This is a genomic window from Streptomyces sp. NBC_00433 (assembly GCA_036015235.1).
Lineage (GTDB): Bacteria > Actinomycetota > Actinomycetes > Streptomycetales > Streptomycetaceae > Actinacidiphila.
In genome coordinates, this window is sequence record CP107926.1 from 8,023,243 (window position 1) to 8,048,231 (window position 24,989).

Annotated in this window: 19 protein-coding genes and 1 pseudogene; 8 read left to right on the forward strand and 12 right to left on the reverse strand. The window is 73.5% G+C overall.

What is annotated here, in order from left to right; genetic code table 11:
- The first annotated feature begins 212 nt into the window (after positions 1-212).
- From OG900_34715 to OG900_34740, 6 genes are all read left to right on the forward strand, one after another.
- A complete protein-coding gene (locus tag OG900_34715; protein WUH94795.1) occupies positions 213-2,903 on the forward strand; it encodes an alpha/beta fold hydrolase in 2,691 nt (896 codons plus the stop codon).
- Positions 2,900-3,787, forward strand: coding sequence for an ABC transporter permease (locus OG900_34720; GenBank protein WUH94796.1), 888 nt, complete (start codon positions 2,900-2,902; stop codon positions 3,785-3,787). The genes OG900_34715 and OG900_34720 overlap by 4 nt, the downstream gene beginning before the upstream one ends.
- Positions 3,788-3,998: 211 nt before the next feature.
- Positions 3,999-5,381, forward strand: a complete 1,383-nt coding sequence (locus OG900_34725) for a S53 family peptidase (GenBank protein WUH94797.1) — start codon at positions 3,999-4,001, stop codon at positions 5,379-5,381.
- A gap of 219 nt (positions 5,382-5,600) precedes the next feature.
- Positions 5,601-7,151, forward strand: coding sequence for a glycosyl hydrolase family 18 protein (locus OG900_34730; protein WUH94798.1), 1,551 nt, complete (start codon positions 5,601-5,603; stop codon positions 7,149-7,151).
- Positions 7,152-7,312: 161 nt separating this feature from the next.
- Positions 7,313-8,149: an undecaprenyl-diphosphate phosphatase gene (locus tag OG900_34735; protein WUH94799.1), complete on the forward strand. Its 837-nt coding sequence runs from the start codon at positions 7,313-7,315 to the stop codon at positions 8,147-8,149.
- A gap of 244 nt (positions 8,150-8,393) precedes the next feature.
- Complete coding sequence (locus OG900_34740; GenBank protein WUH96031.1) at positions 8,394-10,553, forward strand: RICIN domain-containing protein; 2,160 nt, start codon at positions 8,394-8,396, stop codon at positions 10,551-10,553.
- A gap of 187 nt (positions 10,554-10,740) precedes the next feature.
- On the opposite strand, the gene OG900_34745 is transcribed toward OG900_34740, so the two are convergent.
- The 4 genes from OG900_34745 to OG900_34760 form a co-directional block, all read right to left on the reverse strand.
- Complete coding sequence (locus OG900_34745) at positions 10,741-11,844, reverse strand: Gfo/Idh/MocA family oxidoreductase (GenBank protein WUH94800.1); 1,104 nt, start codon at positions 11,842-11,844, stop codon at positions 10,741-10,743.
- Positions 11,841-12,587, reverse strand: coding sequence for a sugar phosphate isomerase/epimerase (locus OG900_34750; GenBank protein ID WUH94801.1), 747 nt, complete (start codon positions 12,585-12,587; stop codon positions 11,841-11,843). Before OG900_34750 ends, OG900_34745 begins: the two co-directional genes overlap by 4 nt.
- An 87-nt stretch (positions 12,588-12,674) precedes the next feature.
- Positions 12,675-13,595 (reverse strand): sugar phosphate isomerase/epimerase, encoded by a 921-nt coding sequence (locus OG900_34755; protein ID WUH94802.1) that lies wholly within the window; start codon positions 13,593-13,595, stop codon positions 12,675-12,677.
- A gap of 1 nt (position 13,596) precedes the next feature.
- Positions 13,597-14,688, reverse strand: coding sequence for a Gfo/Idh/MocA family oxidoreductase (locus OG900_34760; protein ID WUH94803.1), 1,092 nt, complete (start codon positions 14,686-14,688; stop codon positions 13,597-13,599).
- A 135-nt stretch (positions 14,689-14,823) separates the two neighbouring features.
- Here OG900_34760 and OG900_34765 point away from each other — a divergent pair, with 135 nt between their 5' ends.
- Both OG900_34765 and OG900_34770 read left to right on the forward strand, forming a co-directional pair.
- Positions 14,824-15,999 (forward strand): ROK family protein, encoded by a 1,176-nt coding sequence (locus tag OG900_34765; GenBank protein WUH94804.1) that lies wholly within the window; start codon positions 14,824-14,826, stop codon positions 15,997-15,999.
- A gap of 281 nt (positions 16,000-16,280) precedes the next feature.
- Positions 16,281-17,390, forward strand: coding sequence for a DUF5954 family protein (locus OG900_34770; protein ID WUH94805.1), 1,110 nt, complete (start codon positions 16,281-16,283; stop codon positions 17,388-17,390).
- 426 nt (positions 17,391-17,816) lie between these two features.
- Here the strand turns inward: OG900_34770 and OG900_34775 are convergent, their stop codons facing one another.
- The 8 genes and pseudogenes from OG900_34775 to OG900_34810 all read right to left on the reverse strand — a co-directional run bounded on the left by OG900_34775 (position 17,817) and on the right by OG900_34810 (position 24,953).
- Positions 17,817-19,265: a helix-turn-helix domain-containing protein gene (locus OG900_34775; protein WUH94806.1), complete on the reverse strand. Its 1,449-nt coding sequence runs from the start codon at positions 19,263-19,265 to the stop codon at positions 17,817-17,819.
- Positions 19,266-19,335: 70 nt separating this feature from the next.
- Positions 19,336-19,740, reverse strand: a complete 405-nt coding sequence (locus tag OG900_34780) for an NTP pyrophosphohydrolase (GenBank protein WUH94807.1) — start codon at positions 19,738-19,740, stop codon at positions 19,336-19,338.
- Positions 19,737-20,548, reverse strand: a pseudogene (locus tag OG900_34785) (galactose mutarotase). Before OG900_34785 ends, OG900_34780 begins: the two are co-directional and overlap by 4 nt.
- Before the next feature lie 23 nt (positions 20,549-20,571).
- Positions 20,572-21,501 carry an endo alpha-1,4 polygalactosaminidase gene (locus OG900_34790; protein WUH94808.1) on the reverse strand — a complete coding sequence of 310 codons (930 nt, stop codon included), beginning with the start codon at positions 21,499-21,501 and terminating at the stop codon, positions 20,572-20,574.
- Entirely contained in the window at positions 21,498-22,160 is a 663-nt protein-coding gene (locus OG900_34795; protein WUH94809.1) for a spherulation-specific family 4 protein, read from the reverse strand. Before OG900_34795 ends, OG900_34790 begins: the two co-directional genes overlap by 4 nt.
- Before the next feature lie 83 nt (positions 22,161-22,243).
- Positions 22,244-23,164 carry an NAD(P)-dependent oxidoreductase gene (locus tag OG900_34800; GenBank protein ID WUH94810.1) on the reverse strand — a complete coding sequence of 307 codons (921 nt, stop codon included), beginning with the start codon at positions 23,162-23,164 and terminating at the stop codon, positions 22,244-22,246.
- 7 nt (positions 23,165-23,171) lie between these two features.
- Complete coding sequence (locus OG900_34805) at positions 23,172-23,885, reverse strand: sugar phosphate nucleotidyltransferase (GenBank protein ID WUH94811.1); 714 nt, start codon at positions 23,883-23,885, stop codon at positions 23,172-23,174.
- A gap of 66 nt (positions 23,886-23,951) precedes the next feature.
- On the reverse strand, positions 23,952-24,953 hold the full coding sequence (locus tag OG900_34810) for an SDR family NAD(P)-dependent oxidoreductase (protein ID WUH94812.1): 1,002 nt from the start codon (positions 24,951-24,953) through the stop codon (positions 23,952-23,954).
- Positions 24,954-24,989: the final 36 nt, after the last annotated feature.

The window sequence follows — 24,989 nt, forward strand, 5'->3', positions numbered from 1 at the left end:
CGCCGGCTCCGGCCCGCCGGGGCGCCCGCGCCGCATCGGAGATCAACTCCCCCCGAAATTCAGGGACTTGCCGGATTCCGCCGTCCCGCCCCGCCCCCGCCATTCGCGATCACCGCGACCGCCCCGGCCCCGGGGCACCGCCGTCTGTGAAAAGCCGGGGAAACCACCGCCCCTGTCCGGGCCGCCCGCCCGCCCACGCCTAGGATCGAAGGATGGATCTTCGATGGCCGCGGCGCAGGCGGTGGTTGGCCGGGGCGGGGGTGCTCGCGGTTCTGGCGGCGGGTGGCGCGGCTGCGGGCACCGCCGCGGCGACCGGCGGGGGCACGGCCGTGCACCGCAGTGACGCGATGCTCGCCGGCGCCGGCGGCGTACGCCTGGACACCTCGTATTTCACCGCCGGCGGCAGCGCCCGCAGACCCGCGGTCCTGCTCGGCCACGGCTTCGGCGGCAGCAAGGCCGACGTGCGCGGCCAGGCGGAGTCGCTGGCCAGGCACGGCTATGCCGTGCTGACCTGGTCGGCCCGCGGCTTCGGGTCCTCCACCGGCACCATCGGGCTCAACGCGCCCGACGGCGAGGTCGCCGACGTCTCCCGGCTCATCGACTGGCTGGCCGCCCGCCCCGACGTGGAGCTGGACGCGCCCGGCGACCCGCGGGTCGGCGTCTCGGGCGTGTCCTACGGCGGCGCGATCTCGCTGCTGGCCGCCGGCCACGACCGCCGGGTCGACGCGATCGCACCGCGCGAGACGTACTGGAACCTCGCCGACGCGCTCTTCCCGAACGACGTCTACAAGAAGCTGTGGTCCGGCATCTTCTTCTCCTCGGGCTCCGCCGCGCTCCCGGGGGCCGCGCCGAAGGCGCCCCCGGCGGCGGGCGCCGCACCCGCCGACCCCCTGTGCGGCCGCTTCGCCCCCACCGTCTGCACGCTCTACCAGCGCGTCGCCACCGCGGGACGGCCGGACGCCGCGGCCCGCGCCCAGCTCGAAGCGCTCAGCCCGGCCGCGGTCGCGTCCCGTATCAAGGTCCCCGCGCTGATCGTGCAGGGCCAGACCGACTCGCTGTTCACGCTGGCCCAGTCCGACGAGATGGCCAAGGCGATCAGGGCGAACGGCGCACCCGTCGCCGTGGACTGGATCGCCGGCGGCCACGACGGCGGCGACACCGAGGACGCCCGGGTCGACGCCCGGGTCACCGCGTGGTTCGACCACTACCTCAAGCGCGACACCGGCGCCGGGACGGGCCCCGCCTTCCGCGTCACCCGCACCGGCGGCCTGAACTCCACCGACGGCAGCGTGGTGCTGCGCGGCGCCGGCGGCGACAGCTACCCGGGACTCGACGGTACGAAGGCCGCCCGGATCGAGCTGACCGGCCGCGAGCAGCGGATCACCAACCCGGCGGGCGGGGCGCCGCCCGCGGTCTCAGCGGTGCCCGGCTCCGGCGCGGTCAGCGAGCTGTCCTCGCTCGGCGCGGGCCTGTCGCTCGACATCCCCGGGCAGTACGCGCGGTTCGACTCGGCGCCGCTCACCGGCGGCACCCATCTGACCGGGGCGCCGACCGTGACCGTACGGGTCGCCACCGGCGCGCCCGACGCGGTGCTCTTCGGCAAGCTCTACGACGTCGCGCCCGGCGGCAAGGAGGTGCTGCCCGCCGCGCTCGCCGCCCCCGTCAGGGTGCCGGGATCGCGGGCCGGCAGCACCGTGACGCTGCAACTGCCCGCCGTCGACCACGACTTCGCCGCCGGCCACCGGATGCGCCTGGTGCTGGCGACGACCGACATGGGCTACGCCTCGCCGGCCGCGCCCGCGAGCGTGAGCGTGTCGCTGGTCTCGCCCGAGCTGACCGTGCCCGTCGACAGCGACCTCAGCGACGCCGCCGCCGCGCTGCCGTGGTGGGCCTGGGGGCTGCCGCCGCTGGCGCTGCTGGTCGCGGCGGTCCTGCTGCTCACCGGCCGCCGCCGGGTGCGCCCGCGGCCCGCCGACCCGGCGCTGGCCGCGGTGCCGTTGCAGATCACCGGGCTGAGCAAGCGCTACGCCAAGTCCGCCGACCGCTACGCCGTCCGCGACCTGTCCTTCCGCGTGGAGCCCGGCCAGGTGCTCGGCCTGCTCGGGCCGAACGGGGCGGGCAAGACCACCACCCTGCGGATGCTGATGGGGCTGATCCGCCCCGACGACGGCGAGATCCGGGTGTTCGGCGAGGCGGTGCGCCCGGGGGCGCCGGTGCTCTCCCGGCTCGGCGCCTTCGTGGAGGGCGCCGGCTTCCTGCCGCACCTGACCGGCCGGGCCAACCTGGAGCTCTACTGGCAGGCCACCGGGCGGCCGCCGCAGGACGCCATGCTGCCCGAGGCGCTGGAGATCGCCGGGCTCGGCGAGGCGCTGGAGCGGGCCGTGCGCACCTACTCGCAGGGCATGCGGCAGCGCCTCGCCATCGCGCAGGCCATGCTGGGCCTGCCCGACCTGCTGATCCTCGACGAGCCGACCAACGGCCTCGACCCGCCGCAGATCCGCGAGATGCGCGAAGTCCTGATCCGCTACGCGGCCGCCGGGCGCACCGTGATCGTCTCCAGCCACCTGCTGGCCGAGGTCGAGCAGAGCTGTACGCATCTGGTGGTGATGGATCGCGGGCGGCTGGTCACCGCGGGCCCGGTCGCCGACATCATCGGCTCGGCCGACACCGTGCTGGTCGGCGTGGACGGCGAGGTGCCGCAGAGCGTGGTCGACAAGGTCGCCGAGCTGCCCGGGGTGGCCACCGCGGTCCGCGAGGAGGACGGGCTGCTCGCGGTGCTCGACGGGCTGACCCCGGCGCGATTCGTGGCCGAACTCGTCCGGCTGGGCGTGCCGGTGGCCCGGGTCGGGCCGCACCGCCGCCTTGAGGACGCCTTCCTGACCCTGATCGGAGGCTCGGCATGAGCGCCGCACCCCCCGCCCCCGTGCCCGCCCCGGCGCCCTCGCGCGCCGCCGCGGCCGGCTACCGCCCCGGCCGTACGCTGCGGCTGCGGGTCGAGGCCCGCAGGCAGCTCCGCAGGCGCCGCACGATGATCGTGGCGGCGCTGCTGGCGGCGCTGCCGTTCATCCTGATCACCGCCTTCGCGATCGGCGGCACCCCCAAGGACGGGCGCAACGGCCCCACCCTGATCGACACCGCCACCGCCTCGGGCGGCAACTTCGCCGCGACCTGCCTGTTCGTCTCGGCGGGCTTCGTGCTGGTGGTGCCGGTCGCGCTGTTCTGCGGTGACACGGTCGCCTCGGAGGCGGGCTGGTCGAGCCTGCGCTATCTGCTGGCGGCGCCGGTGCCCAGGACCCGGCTGCTGAGCGTGAAGCTCGCGGTGGCGCTGGGCTTCAGCGCGGTCGCGCTGGTGCTGCTGCCCGCGGTCGCGCTGGCGGCCGGGACGGTGGCGTACGGCTGGGGCGACCTGGAGCTGCCCACCGGCGGGGCGCTGGGCGCCGGCGACGCGCTGCCGCGGCTGGCGATCGCGGTGGCGTACATCTTCGTCAGCCAGCTGGTCACCGCGGCGCTGGCGTTCTGGCTGTCGACGAAGACGGACGCGCCGCTGGGCGCGGTCGGCGGCGCGGTCGGGCTGACCATCGTCGGCAATGTGCTGGACGCGGTGACCGCGCTGGGCTCCTGGCGGGACGTGCTGCCCGCGCACTGGCAGTTCTCCTGGGCCGACGCCTTGCAGCCGTCGCTGGAGTGGACCGGCATGCTCCAGGGCGCGTCGGTGTCGGTGTCGTACGCCATCGTGCTGACCGCGCTGGCCTTCCGCGGCTTCCGCACCAAGGACGTCGTGTCCTGACCGGGGCCGGGGGCGCCGCCCGCGGATCCGGCATGTCCTGACGGCACGTAAACCGACGCCCAGTCATGTCATGGCCATGGAAGCGCAAAGGGAGGGCCATCCGGGTAGAACGACCCTACGGAAAACGGCGAAGGCTCTTGTCCCGGGCATGTTCTGTGGATGTGATCGCATCATCCGTCTCGTGCGGTCGTCCTCCACACAAGGAGAGTCCATGCGCAGAGTCAGTCCGCGGTCCACCGCCGCGGTCGCGGCGGCCGGGGCCACCGCCCTCACCGCCGCCGCCTTGATAGCCGCTCCGATCGGCGGTGCGGCGGCAGCCGCGCCGGCCGGTCGCCTGCCGGCCGTCAAGCCGGTCCCCGCGGTCGCCGGCCACCGGCTGATCCACGGGGTGAGCAGCCCGCTGAGCAGTGCACAGTGCCAGGCGGCCTGGGGTGTCAACTGCTACAGCCCGCTGCAGTACCGGCAGGCGTACGGCCTGAACCCGCTCTACCGCGCCGGCGTCACGGGCAGGGGCCGCACCATCGTCGTCGTGGACTCGTTCGGCTCGCCGACGATCCAGCACGACCTGGACGTCTACAGCGCCCAGTGGGGCATCAAGAGCTCCAAGGTGCGGGTCGTCAGGTGGGGCGACGTGCCGCCGTTCGACCCGACGAACCCGGACCACACCGGATGGGCCGGCGAGAGCACCCTCGACGTCGAGATGGCGCACGCGGTCGCGCCCGACGCGCACATCGTGCTGGTGGAGACCGGGGTCGCCGAGACCGAGGGCGTCACCGGGCTGCCGGAGATGATGGACGCCGAGAAATACCTGGTCGACCACGGGGTGGGCGACGTGATCACCCAGAGCTTCGGGGCGACCGAGAACACCTTCCCGGGCTTCGGCGAGGGCGACTTCTCCAGCATCCAGAAGCTGCGGTACGCCTTCCAGGACGCAGCCAGGCACGGTGTGACGGTGCTGGCCTCCTCGGGCGACGGCGGCGCGACCGACGCGATGGCGGACGGCGAGACGGACTACCCGTATCCGGTCAACTCCTGGCCGTCGGCGGACCCGCTGGTCACCTCGATAGGCGGCACCCAGCTGCACCTGGACGACGCGGGCAACCGCGTCGCGCCGGACAGTGTCTACAACGACTACGGAGCGGGCGGCGGCGGCCGGTCGCACGTCTTCGGCCGGCCCTCGTACCAGAACGGCGTCAAGAGCGTGGTCGGCGCCCGGCGCGGCACCCCGGACATCTCGATGGCCGCGGCGGTCGACGGCGGCGCGTGGGTGTATTCCAGCTACGACCCGACGGCCACCGGCTGGGACGTCTACGGCGGCACCAGCGAGGCCGGCCCGCTCTTCTCCGGCGTCATCGCGCTGGCCGACCAGCTCGGCGGGCACCGGGTGGGCGACATCCACCGGGCGCTGTACGCGCTGGCGAAGGGCAACACCAAATTCAGCGGCGTCGTGGACGTCAAGGACGGCACGAACAACTCCTACGACGGCGTGACCGGCTACACCGCGGTGAAGGGCTACGACATGGCGACCGGCGTCGGCACGCTGGACGCCTCGCGGTTCGTTCCCGCGCTCGCGCTGACCAGCTGGGGCCGCTGACCGGCACGGCGCCGTCGCGACTGGTCACCGCCGCGCCCGCCCCGGTGCGGCGGTGACCGCTGTGCCACCGGGTGCCGGAAAGGCCGGATTCGGTCCCCGGGTGGTCCAACCCCATTATCTGTTAGGACTCTTGACAGTTGGGTGGTCCAGACCAGCAGTATTGGTCCAGACCAGCAGACCGCCGTCTGCTGATCCCCCCACCTGGAAGGAGCGCGGTCCATGACCGGACCCGTTCGCAGACCCCGTTTCCGCGCACTGCTCACCGGCGTCGTCACCGCCGCCGCCTCGGCAGGGCTCGCCCTGACCGGCTCCGGCGCCGCGCACGCGGCCACCGCGCTGCCCAGCCACATAGCGGCGCCGTACTTCGAGGCCTACAACGGCGACAGCCTCTCCGGCCTCGCCTCGGCCTCGGGCAACAAGTACCTGACAATGGCCTTCATCCAGACCCAGTCGGCCGGCTCCTGCACCCCGTACTGGAACGGCGACAGCTCGATGCCGATCGCCCAGGCGAACTTCGGCGCCGACATCCACACCATCCAGGCCGGCGGCGGCAACGTCATCCCGTCCTTCGGCGGCTACGCGGCCGACAACGGCGGCACCGAGATCGCCGACAGCTGCACCAGTGTCAGCTCGATCGCCGCCGCGTACGAGAAGGTCATCACGACCTACGACATCAGCCGGATCGACCTGGACATCGAGGACAACTCGCTGACCAACTCGGCAGGCATCGACCGCCGCAACAAGGCCGTCAAGATGGTGCAGGACTGGGCGGCGGGCAACGGCCGCCCGATCCAGTTCTCCTACACCCTGCCGACCACCACCCACGGTCTGGAGGGCGGCTCCGTCGGCTCCGGCAGCGGCCTGGCCGTACTGCAGAACGCGGTGGGCAACGGCGTCAAGCTCGACGTCGTCAACATCATGACGTTCGACTACTACGACAACGCCAGCCACAACATGGCCAACGACACGCAGACCGCGGCCCAGGGCCTGCACGACCAGCTCGCCGTCCTCTACCCCTCGAAGACCGACGCGCAGCTGTGGAACATGGTCGGCGTCACCGAGATGCCCGGCATCGACGACTTCGGCGCCGCCGAGACCTTCACCACCGCCAACGCCACCTCGGTCTACAACTGGGCCGTGAGCAAGGGCATCAACACCCTGTCCTTCTGGGCGCTGCAGCGCGACAACGGCGGCTGCCCCGGCCAGGGCGGCTCCGACAGCTGCTCGGGCACCACCCAGAGCACCTGGCAGTTCAGCCACACCTTCGAGCCGTTCAACGGCGGCAGCACCCCGCCGCCGGCCAACGACTTCTCGGTGTCGCTGTCCCCGGCGTCCGCCACGGTCACTGCGGGCGGCTCGGCCACCTCCAGCGTGCACACCGCGGTCGCCGGCGGCTCCGCGCAGTCCGTGTCGCTGTCGGTCAGCGGCGCCCCGGCCGGGGTCACCGCCTCGGTCAGCCCCGGCTCGGTCACCGCGGGCGGCAACGCCACCCTGTCGGTGTCCACGACCGCCTCCGCGGTCTCCGGCAGCTACGCCCTGACGGTCACCGGTACGGCGGCGGGCGTCAGCCACTCGGCGACCTATACGCTGAAGATCACCGGCGGCACCACCGGCTGCACCGCGACACCGTGGAACAGCACGGCGGTCTACGTCGGCGGCAACACCGTCTCGTACGGCGGCCACACCTGGAAGGCCAAGTGGTGGACGACGGGCGAGACCCCCGGCACCACCGGTGAGTGGGGCGTATGGCAGGATCTCGGCGCCTGCTAGAGCCTGTCCGGTCGAGGAAAGCGGTCCGGCGGCCGGGCCGCCCCGGATTCGGGGTCCGGCCGCCGATCCTCTAAAGTCGCACCGACGTCTACGCGAATGTAGTCGGACTGTAGTCGGAGCGGGCCGGGCCAGTACCGGCAGACCAGGGGACAGGACCACCCATGAGTGCCATCGGCGTCGGCCAGGCCGTCATCCTCGGAGTCGTGGAAGGGGTCACCGAATTCCTGCCGGTCTCCTCCACCGGGCATCTGAAGCTGGCCGAGGGCCTGATGAACATCAAGGTGGACGACGACGCCGTCGTCGGCTTCACCGCGGTGATCCAGGTCGGCGCGATCGCCGCGGTCTTCGTCTACTTCTTCAAGGACATCATGCGGTTCGTCGGCGCCTGGCTGCGCGGGCTGACGAACCGCGCGGAGCGCGACAACCACGACTACAAGTTCACCTGGTGGGTGATCTACTCCACGATCCCGATCGTGATCGTCGGCCTGGCGGCCAAGCGGCTGATCGACGGACCGCTGGGGTCGCTGTGGGTGGTCGCCCTGTCACTGATCGGCGGCAGCATAGTGATGTGGGTCGCCGAGCAGATGGCCAGGTTCAAGCGCGGCGAGCAGGACGTGACGTTCAAGGACGCCATGTACGTCGGCAGCTCGCAGATCCTGGCGCTGCTCTTCCCCGGCTTCTCCCGCTCCGGCGCGACCATCTCCACCGGGCTGATCCGCGACCTGGACCGGTTGGCGGCCACCCGGCTGTCGTTCTTCCTCGGCCTGCCCGCGCTCACCGGCGCCGGGCTCTACGAGCTGAAGGACGCCACCGGCGGCGGGGTGAGCACCACCGCGCTGGGCGTCGGCACCCTGGTGTCCTTCGTGGTGGCCTACGGGTCCATCGCCTGGCTGCTGCGCTTCGTCGCGCGGCACTCCTTCAACTCCTTCGTGATCTACCGGATCGTGGTCGGCTTCATCATCATCGGACTGCTCGTGACCAACGTCCTGGACGCCTGACCAGCGCCGCAACGCACCGCACAGGGCCGGGCCTTGGTGCCCGGCTCTTGCTGTCACCGCATAATTCACGACTTATTTTTTGATGTGTATTGACTCCCCGACAGGCGGCCCCTAGCGTCCAGACCGCATCGCGACCCCACAACGCGACGAGGAGACTCGTGTGACCCAGGTACCCGCCGGGCCCGGCACGCCGGCCCGCACCCCCCGCCACCGGAGACGAACGGCCGCCCTCGCGGCGGCGCTCCTGATACCGGTCGGCGCAGGCATCGCACTGGTCTCCGCCCCCGACGCCGGGGCCGCGACCATCCCGACCGCCCCGGCCACCGTGACCGGCGTCGGCAGCGGCAAGTGCGTGGACGCCCGTGCCGCCGCCACCGCCGACGGCACCGCCGTCCAGCAGTACACCTGCAACGGCAGCACCGCGCAGCAGTGGCAGTTCACCGCCACCGACAGCGGCTACTACCGGATCGGCGTCGCCTCGGCCCCCAGCCAGGTCTGGGACGTCACCGACGTGTCCACCGCGGACAGCGCGCTGACCCAGCTGTGGCTGTACGGCGGCGGCGCCAACCAGCAGTGGCAGCCGGTCGCCGAGTCCAGCGGCGCCTTCCACTTCGTCAACCGCAACAGCGGCAAGTGCCTCGACGTGCCCGGCGCCTCCACCGCCGACAGCGTCCAGCTCCAGCAGTACACCTGCAACGGCAGCGCGGCGCAGTCCTTCAACGTCAGCGGCTCCGGCGGCGGCACCACCACCCCGCCGCCCTCCGGCGGCGACCCCGACCTCGGGCCCAACGTGGTCACCTTCGACCCGTCGATGTCGGCGTCCTCGATCCAGTCCCGGCTGAACACCGTCTTCAACCAGCAGCAGACCAACCAGTTCGGCGGCCAGCGCTACGCCGTGCTGTTCAAGCCCGGCACCTACAGCGCCGACGTCAACGTCGGCTTCTACACCCAGGTCGCGGGCCTCGGCCTGAGCCCCGACGACGTCACCATCAACGGCGCCGTGCACGCGGAGGCCGACTGGTTCCAGGGCAACGCCACCCAGAACTTCTGGCGGGACGCCGAGAACATGTCGGTCAACCCCACCGGCGGCACCGACCGCTGGGCCGTCTCGCAGGCAGCGCCCTACCGGCGGATGCACGTACGCGGCAACCTCGCGCTGGACGACGGCGGCTGGTCGAGCGGCGGCTTCATCTCCGACACCAAGGTCGACGGCCAGATCCGCTCCGGCTCCCAGCAGCAGTTCCTCACGCGGGACTCGACGATGGGCAGCTGGTCGGGCTCCAACTGGAACATGGTCTTCGTCGGCGACCAGGGCGCCCCCGCCCAGTCCTTCCCGACCTACACCACGGTCGCCTCCTCGCCCACCATCCGCGAGAAGCCGTTCCTGTACATCGACAGCGCCGGCAAATACCAGGTCTTCGTGCCCGCCCTGCAGTCCAACGCCTCCGGCACCACCTGGAGCGGCAAGACCCCGCAGGGCCAGTCGCTGTCGATCGACCAGTTCTACGTCGTCAAGCCCGGCGCCACCGCGTCCGACATCAACGCGGCCCTCGCGGCGGGCAAGAACCTGCTGGTCACCCCCGGCGTCTACCACCTCAACCAGACGCTGAACATCACCCGCCCCGACACCGTCGTGCTGGGCATGGGCCTGGCCACCCTGGTGCCTGACAACGGGATCACCGCGATCAGCACCTCCGACGTGGACGGCGTCAAGCTGGCCGGCCTGCTGATCGACGCGGGCACCACCAACTCCCAGCAGCTGATGCAGATCGGCCCGGCCGGCTCGTCCGCGAACCACGCGGCCGACCCGACCAGCCTGTCCGACGTCTTCTTCCGGATCGGCGGCGCCACCGTCGGCAAGGCCACCCAGTCCCTGGTGATCAACAGCGGCAACACGATCATCGACCACACCTGGATCTGGCGGGCCGACCACGGCAACGGCGGCACGGTCGGCTGGGGCACCAACACCGCGGACACCGGCCTGGTCGTCAACGGCGCCAACGTGACGGCGTACGGCCTGTTCGTGGAGCACTTCCAGAAGACCCAGGTGCTCTGGAACGGGCAGGGCGGCAGAACGTACTTCTTCCAGAACGAGATGCCCTACGACCCGCCCAACCAGAGCTCCTGGATGAACGGTTCGTCCCAGGGCTACCCCGCCTACAAGGTCGCCGACTCGGTCACCAGCCACGAGGCCTGGGGCCTGGGCAGCTACTGCTACTTCAGCGCCAACCCGTCGGTGGTCTCCGCCAACGCCTTCCAGGTGCCCAACACCTCCGGCGTGAAGTTCCACGACATGGTGACCGTCTCGCTGGGCGGCACCGGCACCATCGGCCACGTCATCAACACCACGGGTGCCGCCGTCAACAGCGGCCACCAGGTGACGGACCTGACCAGCTACCCGTAAGGGACAGCGCGACAGGAAGGGGCCGGCCCGGGACCGCAGCGTCCCGGGCCGGCCCCTTCCCGCGTCCCGCCGGCCTCGGCGCGGGCGGTCGGGGACGGAGAGAACCCGGCCGACCCATCCCCCCACGGGTGGGCCGGCCGGGCGTATCGGGCCGCGTGACGCGGTCCTCGGTGGCGGCGGCGCCGCGTCAGGTCAGCGTCGCCGCCACCGGGTCCCAGGCCTCCGGCAGGACCGGCACCGCGGGGGCGCCGGACTCCAGCGGGAGGACGGTGTGCTGCGCGGCGGACTCGGTGATCGTGGACATCAGCTCCAGCACGTGCTGCGCCAGCTCGCCCGACGCGCGGTGCCCGGTGCCGCCGCGGATCGCGCGGGCCATGTCCAGGACGCCCGTGCCGCGGCCCGCGAGGGAGCCGGTCACCGGCAGGTCCCGCCAGGTCTCCTCGCCGAACGCCTGGACCTGGAGCGGCCCCGCGAAGGTGTTCGGGTCGGGCAGCGACAGCGTGCCCTCGGTGCCGGTGATCTCGATCATCCGGCGCGGCACCGACGAGTCGAAGCTGAAGGTCGCCGACGCGCTCGGGCCGCTCGCGAAGTCCAGCAGCGCCTGCACATGCGTCGGCACCTCGACCGCGAAGGACGTGCCCGCCTTCGGTCCCGAGCCGATCACCCGCTCGGCGCGCGCCTGCCGGGCCGTCGCCGACACCCGGCTGACCGGGCCGAACAGCGCGACCAGCGCCGTCAGGTAGTAAGGGCCGATGTCGAACAGCGGCCCGGCGCCGTACTGGAAGAGGAATTCCGGGCTCGGGTGCCAGCTCTCCGGACCCGGGCCCTGGGTCACCGCGGTCACCGCGACCGGCTCGCCGATCACCCCGGCGGCCACCGCCCGCGCGGCGGACTGGAGTCCGGCGCCCAGGAAGGTGTCCGGCGCGCTGCCCACCCGCAGGCCCGCGGCCTGCGCCTCGGCCAGGATCTTCGCCCCGTCGGCCGGCGCGAGCGCCAGCGGCTTCTCGCCGTAGACGTGCTTGCCGGCCTGGAGCGCCGCGCTCGCGACCTCGGCGTGGGCGGCCGGGATGGTGAGGTTGACGACGATCTCGACCTCGGGGATCGCCAGCACCGAGCCGACGTCGCCCGCCGCGGGCACCCCGTGGGCCTCGGCCGCGGCCTTGGCCCGCTCGACGTCCAGGTCCGCGACCGCGAGCACCTTCACGTCGGGGAAGGTCGACAGCGCCGTCAGGTACTGCTTGCTGATCACCCCGGCGCCGATCAGAGCGATCCCGACAGGACCGTTGGTCATGACCGCCCCTCGAGTGCCGTCAGGTAGGCGTGGCTCTCGGCGACGGCCTCGAAGACGTCGCCCGCGCAGGTGTCCAGCTCGACGATCCGCACCGCGTCGGGCGCCCCCGCGAGGATCGACGGCACGTCGATGACGCCCTGCCCGACCGCGGTGTGCGGCTCGCCCTTGACGCCGGGGCCGTCCTTGACGTGCAGCGCCAGCACCCGGTCGCCCAGCGAGCGCAGCAGCTCGGGCACGTCGGCGCCGCCCACGGCCGCCCAGTAGGTGTCGACCTCGAGGAAGACCTCGGGCGCCAGCAGGTCGGCGAGCTCCTCCAGGGCGGTACGGCCCTCGAAGCGCGGCTCGATCTCCCACCAGTGGTTGTGGTAGCCGATCCGCATCCCGTGCTCGGCGGCCTTGGCCGCGAAGCCGTTGAGCTGGTCGGCGACCCGCCGCAGCCCGTCGCGGGTGGTGAACTCGTCGTGGTCGATCCCGCCGGGGATGATCGCCAGGTCGGTGCCGACGGTGCCGACCGCGTCGAACACCTCCCCGGCGTCCTTGCTGAACAGCGCGTACGCGTGCGTGCTGGTGACGCTCAGCCCCAGCTCGTCCGCGGTCTTGCGGAAGCCGGCCGGGTCCGCGGTCGGGTCGTAGGGCTCCACCGAGCGGTAGCCGATCTCGGCGAGCCGGGTCAGCGTGCCGTCGCGGTCGGCGGCCATCTGGTCCCGGAGGGTGTAGAGCTGGATGCTCAGGGGCGTTGCCATCGAAACGATGCCTCCTGGAAATGCGGCAGGTGCGGTGCGGGCGGAGCGGGTGCGGCCCGGCGGAGCCGCGGGTGCGGTCTTGGCGTGTCAGCCCACGATGAGCGGGCGCAGAGTGCGGTGGGCGATCTCCAGCCCCTGGGTGGTCCTGGCGGTGTCCCCGCTCCACACGGGGTCCTCGTGCTCGACGGACAGCACCCCGGTGAAGCCGCCCTCGTAGAGCGTGTCCACGATCCGGCGCCAGTCCACGTCGCCGAGCCCCGGCACCCGGTAGCGCCACCAGCCGCTGTCCCAGCCGTCGGCGCGCTCGACCGTACGGCCGAAGAAGCCGTAGCGGTCCCTGGCCCGCGGGTCGAGCTGGGCGTCCTTGGCCTGGGCGTGCGGGATGCGGTCGACGTACGGGCGCAGCGCGGCCACCGGGTCGATGCCCAGCCACAGCAGGTGCGAGGGGTCGTAGTTGAGGTAGAGCCCGAGGCCGAACATCCACTCCCACAGCTCGGGGGAGTAGGCCAGGTTGCCCGGGTAGCCGTCGGGGTGCCAGCCCTCCATCACGCAGTTCTCGATGATGATCCGCACCCCGCGCTCGCCGGCGTACTCCACCAGCGGCGGCAGCTCGCGCTCGGCCAGCGCGATGTTCTCCTTCACCGAAAGGCCCGGGTGGCGGCCGATGAAGGTGCCGACGTAGTCCACGCCGAGCAGCGCGGCCGCGTCGACGTTCGCCCGTACGTGGGCGGCGATCTCGGACCTGCGGGCGGTGTCGGGGTGCAGGTTGTTCTCGTAGTAGGCCAGCGCCGACAGGGTCAGCCCGTGCCGGTCGAACAGCGCGCGCACCTCGTCGGCCTGCCGCTTGCCGAAGGCGGTGACGTCGATGTGGCTGGCCTCGAAGTCCCGTGACCCGGTGGACGGCCAGGTGGCCACCTCCAGCGCCTGGTAGTCGTGCGAGGCCGCCCACGCGGCGATCTCGTCGAGCGGCAGCTGCGGAAGGCAGGCGGTCAGAAAGCCCAGCTTCATGTCAGGAGACCTCTTTCCAGGACCGGTCCGCCGCCGACTCCAGTACGGCCTCGGTGAGGCGCACCATGCGGGCGGCGTCGTCGAAGGTGGGGAAGGCCCCACCGGTGCCGTCCTCGCGGACGGCGGCGTGCACATCGCGGACGAAGGCGGCGAAGCAGTCGAGATAGCCCATCGGGTGCCCGCCGGGCACCACGGACAGGCGGGCGGCGGCGGGGGACAGCACGGCGGGGTCGCGCTGCACCACGGCATTCTCCCCGCGGCTGCCGACGAAGAGCGTCTCCGGGTTCTCCTGGTCGAAGGCCAGCGACGTGGCGCTGCCGTCCACCTCGAACCACAGCCGGTTCTTCCGGCCGGGCGAGATCTGCGAGACCGTCACCGTGCCGGTGGCGCCGCGGTCGGTGCGGAAGAGCAGCTGCACCGCGTCCTCGGTGGCCGGTACCCCGCCGTCCCTGGCCAGCGTCCGGCTGGCCGCGGTCAGCTCGCCGATCCGGTGCCCCGTCACCCACTCGACCAGGTCGCACCAGTGCGAGCCGATGTCGGCGAAGGCCCGGGACGGGCCGCCGGCGACCGCGTCGACCCGCCAGTTGGTGTCGCCGGGCAGCGACAGCCAGTCCTGCAGGTAGTGGCCGTGCACCAGCCGTACGTCGCCGGCCCGGCCGTCCCGCACCCGCTCCCGCGCCTCGGCCGCCATCGGGTGGTAGCGGTAGACGAAGGGCACCGCGGCCACCCGCCCGGACTCCGCCGCGAGCGCGGCCAGCGCGTCCGCGGTCGCCGACGACGTGGTCAGCGGCTTCTCGCAGACCACGTGCTTGCCGGCCCGCAGGGCGAGTTCGGCCAGGCCGGCGTGCGCGTCGTTGGGCGTGCAGATGTGCACCACGTCGACGTCGTCGCTGGTGACCAGCTCCTCCGAGGTGTCGAAGGCCCGCTCCACGCCGAGCGCGGCCGCCGCCTCCTTGGCCCGCGCCGGGGTCGAGGCGCTCACGCCGACCACCGGCGCACCGGTGCGGCGCACGGCGTCCAGATGCACACGTCCGATCATCCCCACGCCGGCTATCGCCGTACGCAGTGACGAATGCGACGCGGTCGTTGACATACCGCCCACAAATGGCCTCCCATTCCGCTTGCTTGAAACGCTAGCCATCGATGTTTCGGTTGACAATGGCAAGATTTACGCTAACTTCTGTCATAAATACGCCGGACGACAGCCCGACGAAAGGCAGCCCCCGAGGTGACCGCAACAAGCGACCGGCAGTTGACCGCGCTCAGCGAACTCGCCGGCCTGGTGGCCGGCGGCGTCACCCGGCGCGCCCAACTCGCCACCGCCACCGGCCTGTCACGCGCCGCCGTCGCCCAGCGCGTCGACCTGCTGATCGCCAAGGGCCTGCTGGTCGAGACCGGCACCGTCGCCACCGAACGCGGCCGGCCCCCGCTCACCCTGCGGCTCGCCTCCGCCAACGCCGTGGTCGGCGCGGTCGACCTCGGCGCCACCCACAGCACCGTCGCCGTCGCCGACCTCGGCGGCACCGTCCTCGCCGAGGCCACCGAGGACCTCGACATCAACGACGGCCCCGAAGCCGTCCTCACCGGCCTGCACAAGCAGCTCGGCCGGCTGCTCGCCGACGCGGGACACCCCGCCGAGCACGTACGGGCCATCAGCATCGGCCTGCCAGGACCGGTCGAGGCCAGCACCGGCACGGTCATCCGCCCGCCGATCATGCGCGGCTGGGACGGCTACCGCGTACCGTCCTTCTTCGCCGACCGCTACCGGGCCCCCGTCCTGGTCGACAACGACGTCAACATGATGGCCCTGGGCGAGTACGGCCACCGCCCGGCCACCGCGCACCTGCTCTACGTCAAGGTCGGTACCGGCATCGGCTGCGGCATCGTCTCCGGCGGCGTCGTGCACCGCGGCGCGACCGGCGCCGCCGGCGACATCGGCCACATCCGGCTGCCCGGCCACGACGAGGTGCTCTGCCACTGCGGCAACACCGGCTGCGTCGAAGCCGTCGCCTCCGGCGCCGCCATCGCCGCGACCCTCCGCGAGGCGGGCCTGCCCGCCGAACACGCCGCCGACGTCGTCCGGCTGGTCGCCGCAGGCGACCCGCTGGCCCGCCGCCAGGTCCGGCTGGCCGCCCAGCGGCTCGGCGACGTCATCGCCACGCTGGTCAGCTTCTACAACCCCGACACCATCGTGCTCGGCGGCAGCATCGCCAGCCTGCACGACGACCTGCTCGCCGACATCCGCGCCGCCGTCTACCGCCGCGCCCTGCCGCTGGCCACCCGCACCGTCGCCATCGAGACCACCCTGCTCGGCCGCCGGGCCGGCATCGAGGGCGCCCGACGCCTCGCCGTCCAGCACCTGCTCTCCCCCGAGGGGATCGGCCAGATGCTCGGCGGCCACTGAGGGCTGTCCCGCTGATCCCCGGCGGGCGCGCGACGACAGCTACGGCACCTCGCTGCGTTGTCGGGCTCGCCCGAACACGACCCGGTATGAGGGCGGCCCTTCGCCTTGCGATGTACCGCGTCTGACGCCGCGCGCTGGTCCACCGCGGATTACGGGACAGCCCTCAGACGCCCCCGACGACGGGCCCTGGAGTGTGCGGAGAATACGACAACGGCGCCTCCTCGATTGCGCCTTTCACAGAACCACCGCCGACCGCCGCGACGGATGGGCATTCTGGTGCCATGGAGTTCTCCGCCGACGACACCACCGCCCTCCGGACCATCCCGGTCACCGCCCCGGAGTCCCCGGTCGCGGCACTCGCCGACGTGGAGGCGTGGAAGGCACGCAAGACGTACCCTTCCATGCTCTTCGCCGGCGGCCCGGTCTTCGGAGTCGCCCGCGAAAGACCCCCCGGCGGCTGGGTGCTCCAGCCCTACTTCAGCGGCCTCGCCCCGCAGGACGCCAGGGACGGCCTCGGCTCGTACTTCCGCCGCGTCGCCAAGGAGACCCGCGACAGCGGCGACCCGAGACAGGCCGCCGAATACCACGCCGCCGGCGAACTGCTCGACTGGGAGGCGCTCAACGACCTCACCGTCTGCGGATGCCGCTACCGCCTCGTCCGGGCCGAGCGCTTCATCCGCATGGGCCCCGACGGCCCAGAACCCCCCCGCGTCACCGACCCCGACCCCAGCGAGCCCGGCGAGTCCTACGACGGGCACGACCCGGCCGCGGGCCTGATCATCGACCCCTACGACGCCACGGGTGTCTCCGACGGCATACTCAAGGCCGAACTCCTCGCCGCCCTGCGCAAACACGGGACGGTGCCGAGCGCCGTGCGCGACGACTCGCGCAGCGCCGCGGTCGCCTACCCCGGCGGGGTGCTCCTGCCCGCCACCTTCATGACCGCCGAGCGCGAGGGCGACCAGTGGCGGCCCGGCTCCAGCGGCACCGCCACGACGCCGCAGTCCGCGCGCGACGGCCTGGCCATGCAGCTGCGCGTCATGGTCCCCTGGCAGCGCGACCTCACCGCCGAGCAGCGCGCCGTCTACAACGACGCGGCCGATCGGCTCGACGCCGAGCGCTGCGACGAACTCGACGTCGCCGGGCGCCACTTCCGCATAGTCCGCGTCGAACGCCTGGTCCGCCTCGGGCCGGACGGGCCCGAGGGCCCCCGGCCCTCCGACCCCGATCCCGTGCCGCCGGTCATGGTCCAGGACCGTGAGCTGCGTGCGCAGGGCGTGCCGCGGGACGAGGAGGATTCCTCGGCGGAGGAGCTGGACGAGAGTACGCAGAAGTTCCTGCGGCTCTTCGAGGAAGAACGGCGCCGCCGGGAGGCTCTGCGCCGCCCCTGACCCCCTCCCACCCCTGCGGGGTGCGGCCCCCACCTCCCGGCGCCGTTCTCCCCCAGCGCTTCGCCTGGGGGTACCCCCGCGCGCCCCTGGGTGATTGCCCCTTGCGGTGCGGTGCGTTGCTTGCTTGCGCGTGCATCGTGATGGGGCGCGCAGTTCCCCGCGCCCCTTTGGGCCCGGCGTCCTCCTGCGCCCGGCGTTGGCCCCTGCCAGGTTCCCTCTGCGTAGGAGGGTGAGCGTTTTTCAGGGGCGCGGGGAACCGCGCGCCCCGCCGACGAGGCGGGAAAGGAAGCAACGCCACAGCAAGTGGCAATCACCCAGGGGCGCGTGGGGGTGCCCCCGGGCGAAGCGCTGGGGGAGAACGGAGCGACCAGCCACGACGGCAGCCAGGCAAGCGATGCATCGCACGGGGCAGCCACCCCGGGGCGATTACGGGGCGGAGGTCGGGAGGGGGAGCCCCAGGGAGTGGAGGTTGGCGTAGGTGCGCCATGGGCGCCAGTGGGGGGAACGGGCGGAGCCCGGGGGGAGGGGGACGTCGGGGTCGCCCAGGGCTCGCATGCGGATGGCGGACGCCATGCGCCGGGTCACCCCGGGGAGGGCGAGGAGGACGCGCTCGGCCTCGTCACGGTCGGCCCCCGGGTCGAGCCGGAGGACCCCTTCGGCGAGGGCGCGGGCGACGACCCGCACCGTGGACCGAACGTCGGCGCCCACCGACGTGAGATCGGCCGCCGCGAGGTCCGCGGGCCGCGGGAAGAGGTGGGTCAGGCCGCCGCTGGGCGCGGCGAGCGGCGAACCGTACGCGGCCACGACGGCGGCGGACACCGCGGCGTCACCGATGACCGCACGCAGCGCGTATTCCTCCGGGTCGGCGGTGCCCGGTGCCCGCAGCCCCGGCCGCAGGGCGACGGATCCGGCCAGTTCGGGATCGGCCCCGAGCCGCTCGGCGACCGCGTAGGGGTCGGCGTCGAGGTCGAGGAGGCGCCGCATCCGCTGCGTCGCGGTGGTGAGGTCGCGCAGGTCGCCGAGGTGCAGCCGGCAGTCGAGCCAGCCGCCGCGGCCGGGCCGTTCCGCGACCTCGGCGACGCCGAAGCCCCGCGGCAGCCGCAGCGTACGGCGATACGTACGCGAGCCCGGCTCGCCGGTGACCTCCTCGACTCCGGCCACGACACGCGCGGCGAGGTGGTCGAAGACCTGCGCGGAGTCGTAGGCGCCGCGGTAGGCGAGCCGCAGCGGCACGCCGGTCGCCGTGCCGCGGTCGCCGACCGGGCCCGCGGGCGCGGCGTCGGCGTCGGCTACGGAGCCGAAGCGGGAGGCGCGGCCGGGGCGGGCGGCCCGCAGCTCGGTGGGGGTGGCGGCGTAGATATCCCTGATGGTCTCGTTGAACTGCCGCACGCTGGCGAAGCCGGCGGCGAAGGCGATCTCGGCCGCCTGCAGGGAGGTGGTCTGGAGCAGCACCCGCGCGGTGTGGCCGCGCTGGGCGCGGGCCAGCGCGATGGGCCCGGCGCCCAATTCGGCGTTCAGCTGCCGCTGCACCTGGCGGGCGCTGTAGCCGAGCCGGGTGGCCAGGCCCGCGACGCCCTCGCGGTCCACGACGCCGTCGCCGATGAGCCGGATCGCCCGGCCGACGACGTCGGCCCTGGCGTTCCAGTCCGCGGACCCCGGCACCGCGTCGGGCCTGCACCGCCGGCACGCCCGGAATCCGGCGCCCTGCGCGGCGGCGGCGGTCGGGAAGAAGGACACGTTCGCCCGCTTGGGCGTGACCGCGGGGCAGCTGGGCCGGCAGTAGATCCCGGTGCTCGACACGGCGAAGAAGAACGCGCCGTCGAACCGCGCGTCCCGGCTCCGCACCGCCTCGTATCTGCTGTCCTCGGTCGTCATGCGTCCATTATGACCGGCTTCAGCCTTCCTGGCTGGCGGATATCGGACGCCGCGCCACGACGGCCGCCGCTCAGCGCGGGCGGACTGTGCGCGGCCCGACGCACCGGGCGCCCGCCGCCTCGACGCGGGCGCGCAGGCCGCGGTCGGCGGTGACGACCAGGCACGGGCGGCCCGCCGCGCCGGCGGCGAGCGCGGCGATCAGGTCGTCGCCGCTGCCGGGGGCCTCCTCGACGCGGACGCCCGGGACGGCGGGAACACCGCGGGCCGCGCCCTCGGTCACCAGCACGATGTCGAGCGGCACGCCGACGGCCCACTGCGGGGCGCCGACCTCCGCGGGGAGGCCTGCCGCGGCCAGCGGGACCAGGTGGTCGCGGAGCCGGGTCGCGGCGCCTCTGCGGTCCCGCCACCAGCCGTCGGGCACCGAGCCGACGACGTTCGCGCCGTCCACGACGAGCAGCGGCGCCGGCCCGGTCACGACCCGCCGCCGGGCAGGTGCGGGAAGCGGAATTCGCTGCGGCCGCGCAGGACCTCGCCGGGACGCAGGACCGTCGGGGGGTAGCCGGGCCGGTTCGGCGATTCGGGCAGGTGCTGGGTCTCCAGGCACACCGCGCTGTGCGGGCCGTAGCGGCGGCCGTCGGCCCCGGCGAGGGAGCCGTCGGGCTTGTTGGCGGTGTGGACCTGGATGCCGGGCTCGGTGGTGCGCACCTCCAGCGTCCTGCCGCTGCCCGGGTCGTGGAGCGCCGCGGCGGTCCGCGGCGCCGCGGGGTCGGCGGGCGGCCGCAGCACCCAGCAGTGGTCGTACCCGTCGGCGGCCTTGACCCGCGGGTCGGGCGCGCGCAGCCCGTCACCGATCGGGTGTGCGGTGGTGAAGTCGAACGGCGTGCCCGCCACCCGCTGTTGGGGCCCCCACGGAATGGACTCGGTGGAGACCGGCAGGAAGCTGTCGGCGTCGATACGCAGCATGTGCCGCAGTATCCCGCCGGACGCCTCCCGCGGCGCGTCGTCCGGGGCTCCTGTTCCCGCCAGGTCGAAATACGCGTGGTTCGTGAGGTTCGCCACCGTCGGCCGGTCGGTGCGCGCCCCGAAGCTCAGCGCCGGCGTCCCGGCCGCGCCGAGCGCGTAGGTGGCGGTGACGTCCAGCGCTCCGGGGAAGCCCATGTCGCCGTCGGGGCTGTGCAGGGCCAGCCGGAGGGCGCCAGGGAGGGGGCGGCCTGCCAGGGGCGGTGGTGGCGGCCGTCGAGGAGGAAGCGGGCGCCGCCGATGCGGTTGGCGTAGCGGCCGATGTGGCGGCTGATCTGAGGCGCCGTCAGCAGGGCCGGCGCCAGGCGTCGAGCGCCAGGTGCTTGCGCATCGAGCTGAAGCCCGACCTCTTCGCCGCGGGGCAGAACCGGGCGGGCTCCAGCTCGTATTCGACGTGGAAGACCGGCTTGCCCGCCGCGACGAACGGCGACAGCCGCCCGCACTCGCCGTACTGCGCGCACTGCTCGTCGACCGAGAAGTCGAAGTCCGGCAGCAGCTCGCGTACTTGGCCGAGGTCGTTCTTGAGCCCGACGGCGAGCCCGCGCTCGTGGGCGAGCCCGGCGATCATGCGGTTGTACGCGAGCTGGTCGGCGGCCGTCAGCGGGAAGCCGGTGGTGTTGGCGTAGCCCTCCAGGAGATCGGGCTCGACCGCGTCGAAGCCCTTGGCGCGGCACATGTCGAACCTGGCCGCCATCAGCGGCCGCAGCCGGTCGACCGCCCGGATGTCCAGCCAGCGCTCGCCGTTCCAGCCGTCGCCGCGGCCGAGCAGCGCGGCGGGGAAGGCCTTCGCGTCCGGCCGGAAGGACTCCCACGCACCGGCGTTGACATAGCAGATCACCCGCCGCCCGTCGCGGTGCAGCCGCGCGACGACGGAGGCGTCGTTCTCGAACCCGTCGATGTCGTAGACGGGGACGTCGACGGAGGTGTCGACGGTGCCGCTGAGCTGCCACTGCCAGGCGACCCCGGGCCGCGGCTGCCAACGACCGCCCCGCACTGCCCTCTTGGTCGCGGACGGGGACGGGGGCCGGGAGTCGGACGGGGAGGCGGAGGGGGACGGTGTCGTGGGCCGGGCCGGGTGGGGGGATGCCGTCGTCGGACGGGCGTCGTCGCGGCCGCCGGGAGCGGAGCAGGCCGCCGCCGCGAGCAGCAGCACGCCCGCGACGACGGGCCCGAGCCCGCGGGCGGCCGCGGCGGCCCCGGGGGCCCGGCCGGTCACGCGGCGCCCGCCGGGACGTGCTGCCAGGGGTTCGGCGGGCCGCCGGGCACCGCGCAGTGGACGGCCGCGCCCCGCCCCGCGGCCGTACGCGCCACCGCCCGCGCGGCCGCGGCGCCGGGCACGCCGTAGACCAGGTGGCAGAAGCGGGCCGGGGAATGGGCGGCCGTCCAGCCCGGGACGGTCGCCGCGGCATAGTCCGTCCAGCTGCCCTCGTAGGTCACCAGCAGGTCGCCCACCGCCGCGTAACCCGGGTCCGGATGCACCCCCGGGTTCAGCACCGCGGTCCGCGCGCCGTCGCGCCGGGCGGCCGTCACCAGCCGCCGGTAGTACGGCAGCCGGTCGCGCCCCGCCGCGGCCCGGTCGAAGAACACCCCGCTGACCCCGTACCACTCCCGGTGCCGGCGCACGTCGCGCTCGACCTCCTGGGCGGGCCGGGTCGCGTAGTCGGTGTCCACATAGCCGAACAGCCGCACCCCGGCCGCCCGCAGCCGCTCCGCCGCCGCGGCGACCACGGCGTCGGGCCGCCCGTGCCCCGGGCCGTCGGCGACATTGACGACCACCCCGTAGAGCCGCCCCGCCGCCCGCTCCAGCGCCCGCCAGGCACCCGGGTCGACGGCGGGATGCACGTACAGCGGTACGAGCAGCGACCGGGCGGGCACGACGGACCCCGCCACGGGCGCCGGTAGCGGAGCGGCAGCGTAAGGCCCCGCGGTGTGCGGCGGTACGCCCGCGGATGCGGCCGTCACGCCGGGGCGCCGGCGGTCGGGGCGGGGGCCCGGCACAGGGCCGCCAGCGCGTCGTGCAGGGTGCGGATCGGCTGCCAGCCCAGGGCGGCCGCGGCCAGCGAGATGTCCGCGCGGACCCAGGAGACCGAGGCCGAGCGCTCCGAGCCCGCGCCCGACTCCTCGATCCCGCCGGTGTATCCGCACATCCGGGCCAGTTCGGCGGCCAGGTCCCGCACCGCGGTGGCCTGCCCCGAGCCGACGTTGAGCACCGGCGGGAGCGGGCCGGTTGCGGTCGCGGCTCGGGCCACCGCTTCGGCCACGTCCGTCACGTCCACGAAGTCACGGTACGCGCCCAGGTCGCCGGCGGTGACCGGCCCGTCCGGCGGCGCGCCGCGGAAGGCGGCGGCGAGCCGGCCCGGAAGCCCGGACACGGGGGCGCCGGCGCCGACGGGGTTGAAGACCCGCAGCACCACCGCGTCGAGCCCGGAAGAGGCCACCGCGAAGGTGCCCGCGAGTTTCGTGGCGCCGTAGACGCCGGTGGGCCGGGGGGTGGCCGACTCGCTGAGCGCCGTCCCCGGCACCCCCGGGCCGTACTCGGCCGCCGAACCCAGCTGCACCAGCCGGGCCTTGGGCACCGCCGCGGCCATCGCCTCGCAGAGCGCCGCGGCCCCGCGCGCGTTGACCGCCGCCAGCGCGCTCGCCGGACCCGCCGTGAGCCCCGCGCAGTTGACGACCACGTCGGGGCCGAGCGCCGCGAGCCCGCCGGCCAGCAAGTCCACCGGCACCGTGCCCAGGTCGACGGGCAGGTCGGGTGCCCGCCGCCCGCCGGTGGCCGACCGCCCGCCGTGCAGCACGGTCGCCCCCGGCATCTCGCCGAGCCGCGCGGTCACCGGGCTGCCGAGGAAGCCCGTACCGCCGAGCACCAGAATCCTGCTCATGCGCCGCTCACGCCCCCTTGAGCAGCGACCCGCGCAGGCTGCTGAATTCGGCGTTGGCCCGGTCGTAGTCGTCGGGCCTGCCGATGTCGAGCCAGTAACCGCCGAAGTCGTGGGCGCGCGGCGGGCGGTTGGCGGCCAGCAGGTCGAGCACCACCTCGTCGAAGCCCAGCGGCAGGCCGGGGGTGTAGTCGGACAGGGTGCCGCGGGAGACCCCGTAGACGCCCATCGACACCCGGTAGTCCATGCTCGGCTTCTCGGTGAAGCCCACCACCTGACCCTCGTCGGTGGTGAGCACCCCGAAGTCGATGCTGACGGTGCGCTGGTAGGTGGCGATCGTCAGCGGCGAGCCGGATCCGGTGTGCGCGCGCAGCAGCTCGCCGAAGTCCAGGTCGGTGAGCACATCGCCGTTCATCACCAGGAAGTGCTCCGGCAGTTGGTCGCGCATGGTCAGCAACGGGCCCATCGTGCCCAGCGGGTTGTCCTCGGTCACGTAGTCGACGTCGAGTCCCCACTGCGAACCGTCGCCCACATAGGCGCGGATGATGTTCCCCAGGTGCCCGATGGCGATCGTGCAGCGCCGGAAGCCCGCTGCCGCGAGCTGTCTGAGCACGATCTCCAGGATCGCGTGGCTGTCGCCGATAGGCACCAGCGGCTTGGGCAGTGCGGTGGTGTACGGCCGCAGCCGTACGCCCTTGCCGCCGGCGAGGATGACAGCGTGCATGGTGGGTCCCCCCAGATGTGGTGCGGGCATGGTGACATGAGGTCCTGAGACAGTGATGACGGAGCGTCAGACGTTGTAGGCGGCGGTCTTGTAGCGGGCCAGGTGCGCGGGGTCGCGGAAGAAGTCGATGGTGCGGGCGAGGCCCTCCTCCAGCCGGTGTGCGGGCGCCCAGCCGGTCGCCTCGCGCAGCCGGGCCGCGTCGCACACCAGCCGCATCACCTCGGAGCCGGCCGGGCGGAGCCGCTGCGGGTCCTCCAGGACCGCGAGGTCGGCGTCCATCAGGGTGCCGATCAGCCGCACCACGTCGCCGACCGAAATCTCGCCGCCCGTACCCGCGTTGAAGGTCCGGCCCACCACCCGCTCGGCGGGCGCGGTCCCCACCGCGAGGAAGGCGGCCGCGGTGTCCTCGACGTAGGTGAAGTCCCTGGTGGGCCGCAGGTCGCCCAGCGTCACCTTCCGCTCGCCCGCGGCGACCTGCCCGATCACGGTCGGGATCACCGCCCGCATCGACTGCCGCGGCCCGAAGGTGTTGAAGGGCCGCAGCGTCACCACCGGGGTGCCGAAGCTGGCGTGGTAGCTGTCCGCGAGCCGGTCCCCGCCGGCCTTGGACGCCGCGTACGGCGACTGCGTGACGATCGGGTGGTCCTCGCTGATCGGTACGGTCTGCGCGGTGCCGTACGTCTCGCTGGTCGAGGTGTGCACCAGGCGCGGGATGCCCGACTCCCGTACCGCTTCGAGGACGTTGAGGGTGCCGCTCACATTGGTGTCGACATAGCTGCGCGGCGCGCGGTAGGAGTACGGGATCGCGATCAGCGCGGCCAGGTGGTAGACGGTGTCGCAGTCCGCGACCAGGTCGCGCACCGAGCCGGGGTCGCGGACGTCACCCAGGACGACCTCCACGCAGTCCGTCACGTCGGACGGCAGCAGCTCCAGCCAGCCGTGCGACGAGAAGGAGTTGTACTGCACCATCGCGCGCACCCGGCGGCCCGAGGCGACCAGCGCCTCGACCAGGTGCGAGCCGATGAAGCCCTCGGCGCCGGTGACGGCGACGGCAGTTGCGGTGGACACGGAGACTCTCCTTGTGACGAAGGTGTGTTGAGGTGT

Excerpts from the sequence above, each read along its gene's own strand:
- OG900_34755 (WUH94802.1), bottom strand. The coding sequence starts at position 13,595 with ATGAAGCTGGGCTTTCTGACCGCCTGCCTTCCGCAGCTGCCGCTCGAC.
- OG900_34760 (WUH94803.1), bottom strand. The coding sequence starts at position 14,688 with ATGTCAACGACCGCGTCGCATTCGTCACTGCGTACGGCGATAGCCGGC.
- OG900_34775 (WUH94806.1), bottom strand. The coding sequence starts at position 19,265 with ATGACGACCGAGGACAGCAGATACGAGGCGGTGCGGAGCCGGGACGCG.
- OG900_34805 (WUH94811.1), bottom strand. The coding sequence starts at position 23,885 with ATGCACGCTGTCATCCTCGCCGGCGGCAAGGGCGTACGGCTGCGGCCG.
- OG900_34725 (WUH94797.1), top strand. The coding sequence starts at position 3,999 with ATGCGCAGAGTCAGTCCGCGGTCCACCGCCGCGGTCGCGGCGGCCGGG.
- OG900_34800 (WUH94810.1), bottom strand. The coding sequence starts at position 23,164 with ATGAGCAGGATTCTGGTGCTCGGCGGTACGGGCTTCCTCGGCAGCCCG.
- OG900_34750 (WUH94801.1), bottom strand. The coding sequence starts at position 12,587 with ATGGCAACGCCCCTGAGCATCCAGCTCTACACCCTCCGGGACCAGATG.
- OG900_34715 (WUH94795.1), top strand. The coding sequence starts at position 213 with ATGGATCTTCGATGGCCGCGGCGCAGGCGGTGGTTGGCCGGGGCGGGG.
- OG900_34720 (WUH94796.1), top strand. The coding sequence starts at position 2,900 with ATGAGCGCCGCACCCCCCGCCCCCGTGCCCGCCCCGGCGCCCTCGCGC.
- OG900_34770 (WUH94805.1), top strand. The coding sequence starts at position 16,281 with ATGGAGTTCTCCGCCGACGACACCACCGCCCTCCGGACCATCCCGGTC.
- OG900_34730 (WUH94798.1), top strand. The coding sequence starts at position 5,601 with ATGACCGGACCCGTTCGCAGACCCCGTTTCCGCGCACTGCTCACCGGC.
- OG900_34745 (WUH94800.1), bottom strand. The coding sequence starts at position 11,844 with ATGACCAACGGTCCTGTCGGGATCGCTCTGATCGGCGCCGGGGTGATC.
- OG900_34735 (WUH94799.1), top strand. The coding sequence starts at position 7,313 with ATGAGTGCCATCGGCGTCGGCCAGGCCGTCATCCTCGGAGTCGTGGAA.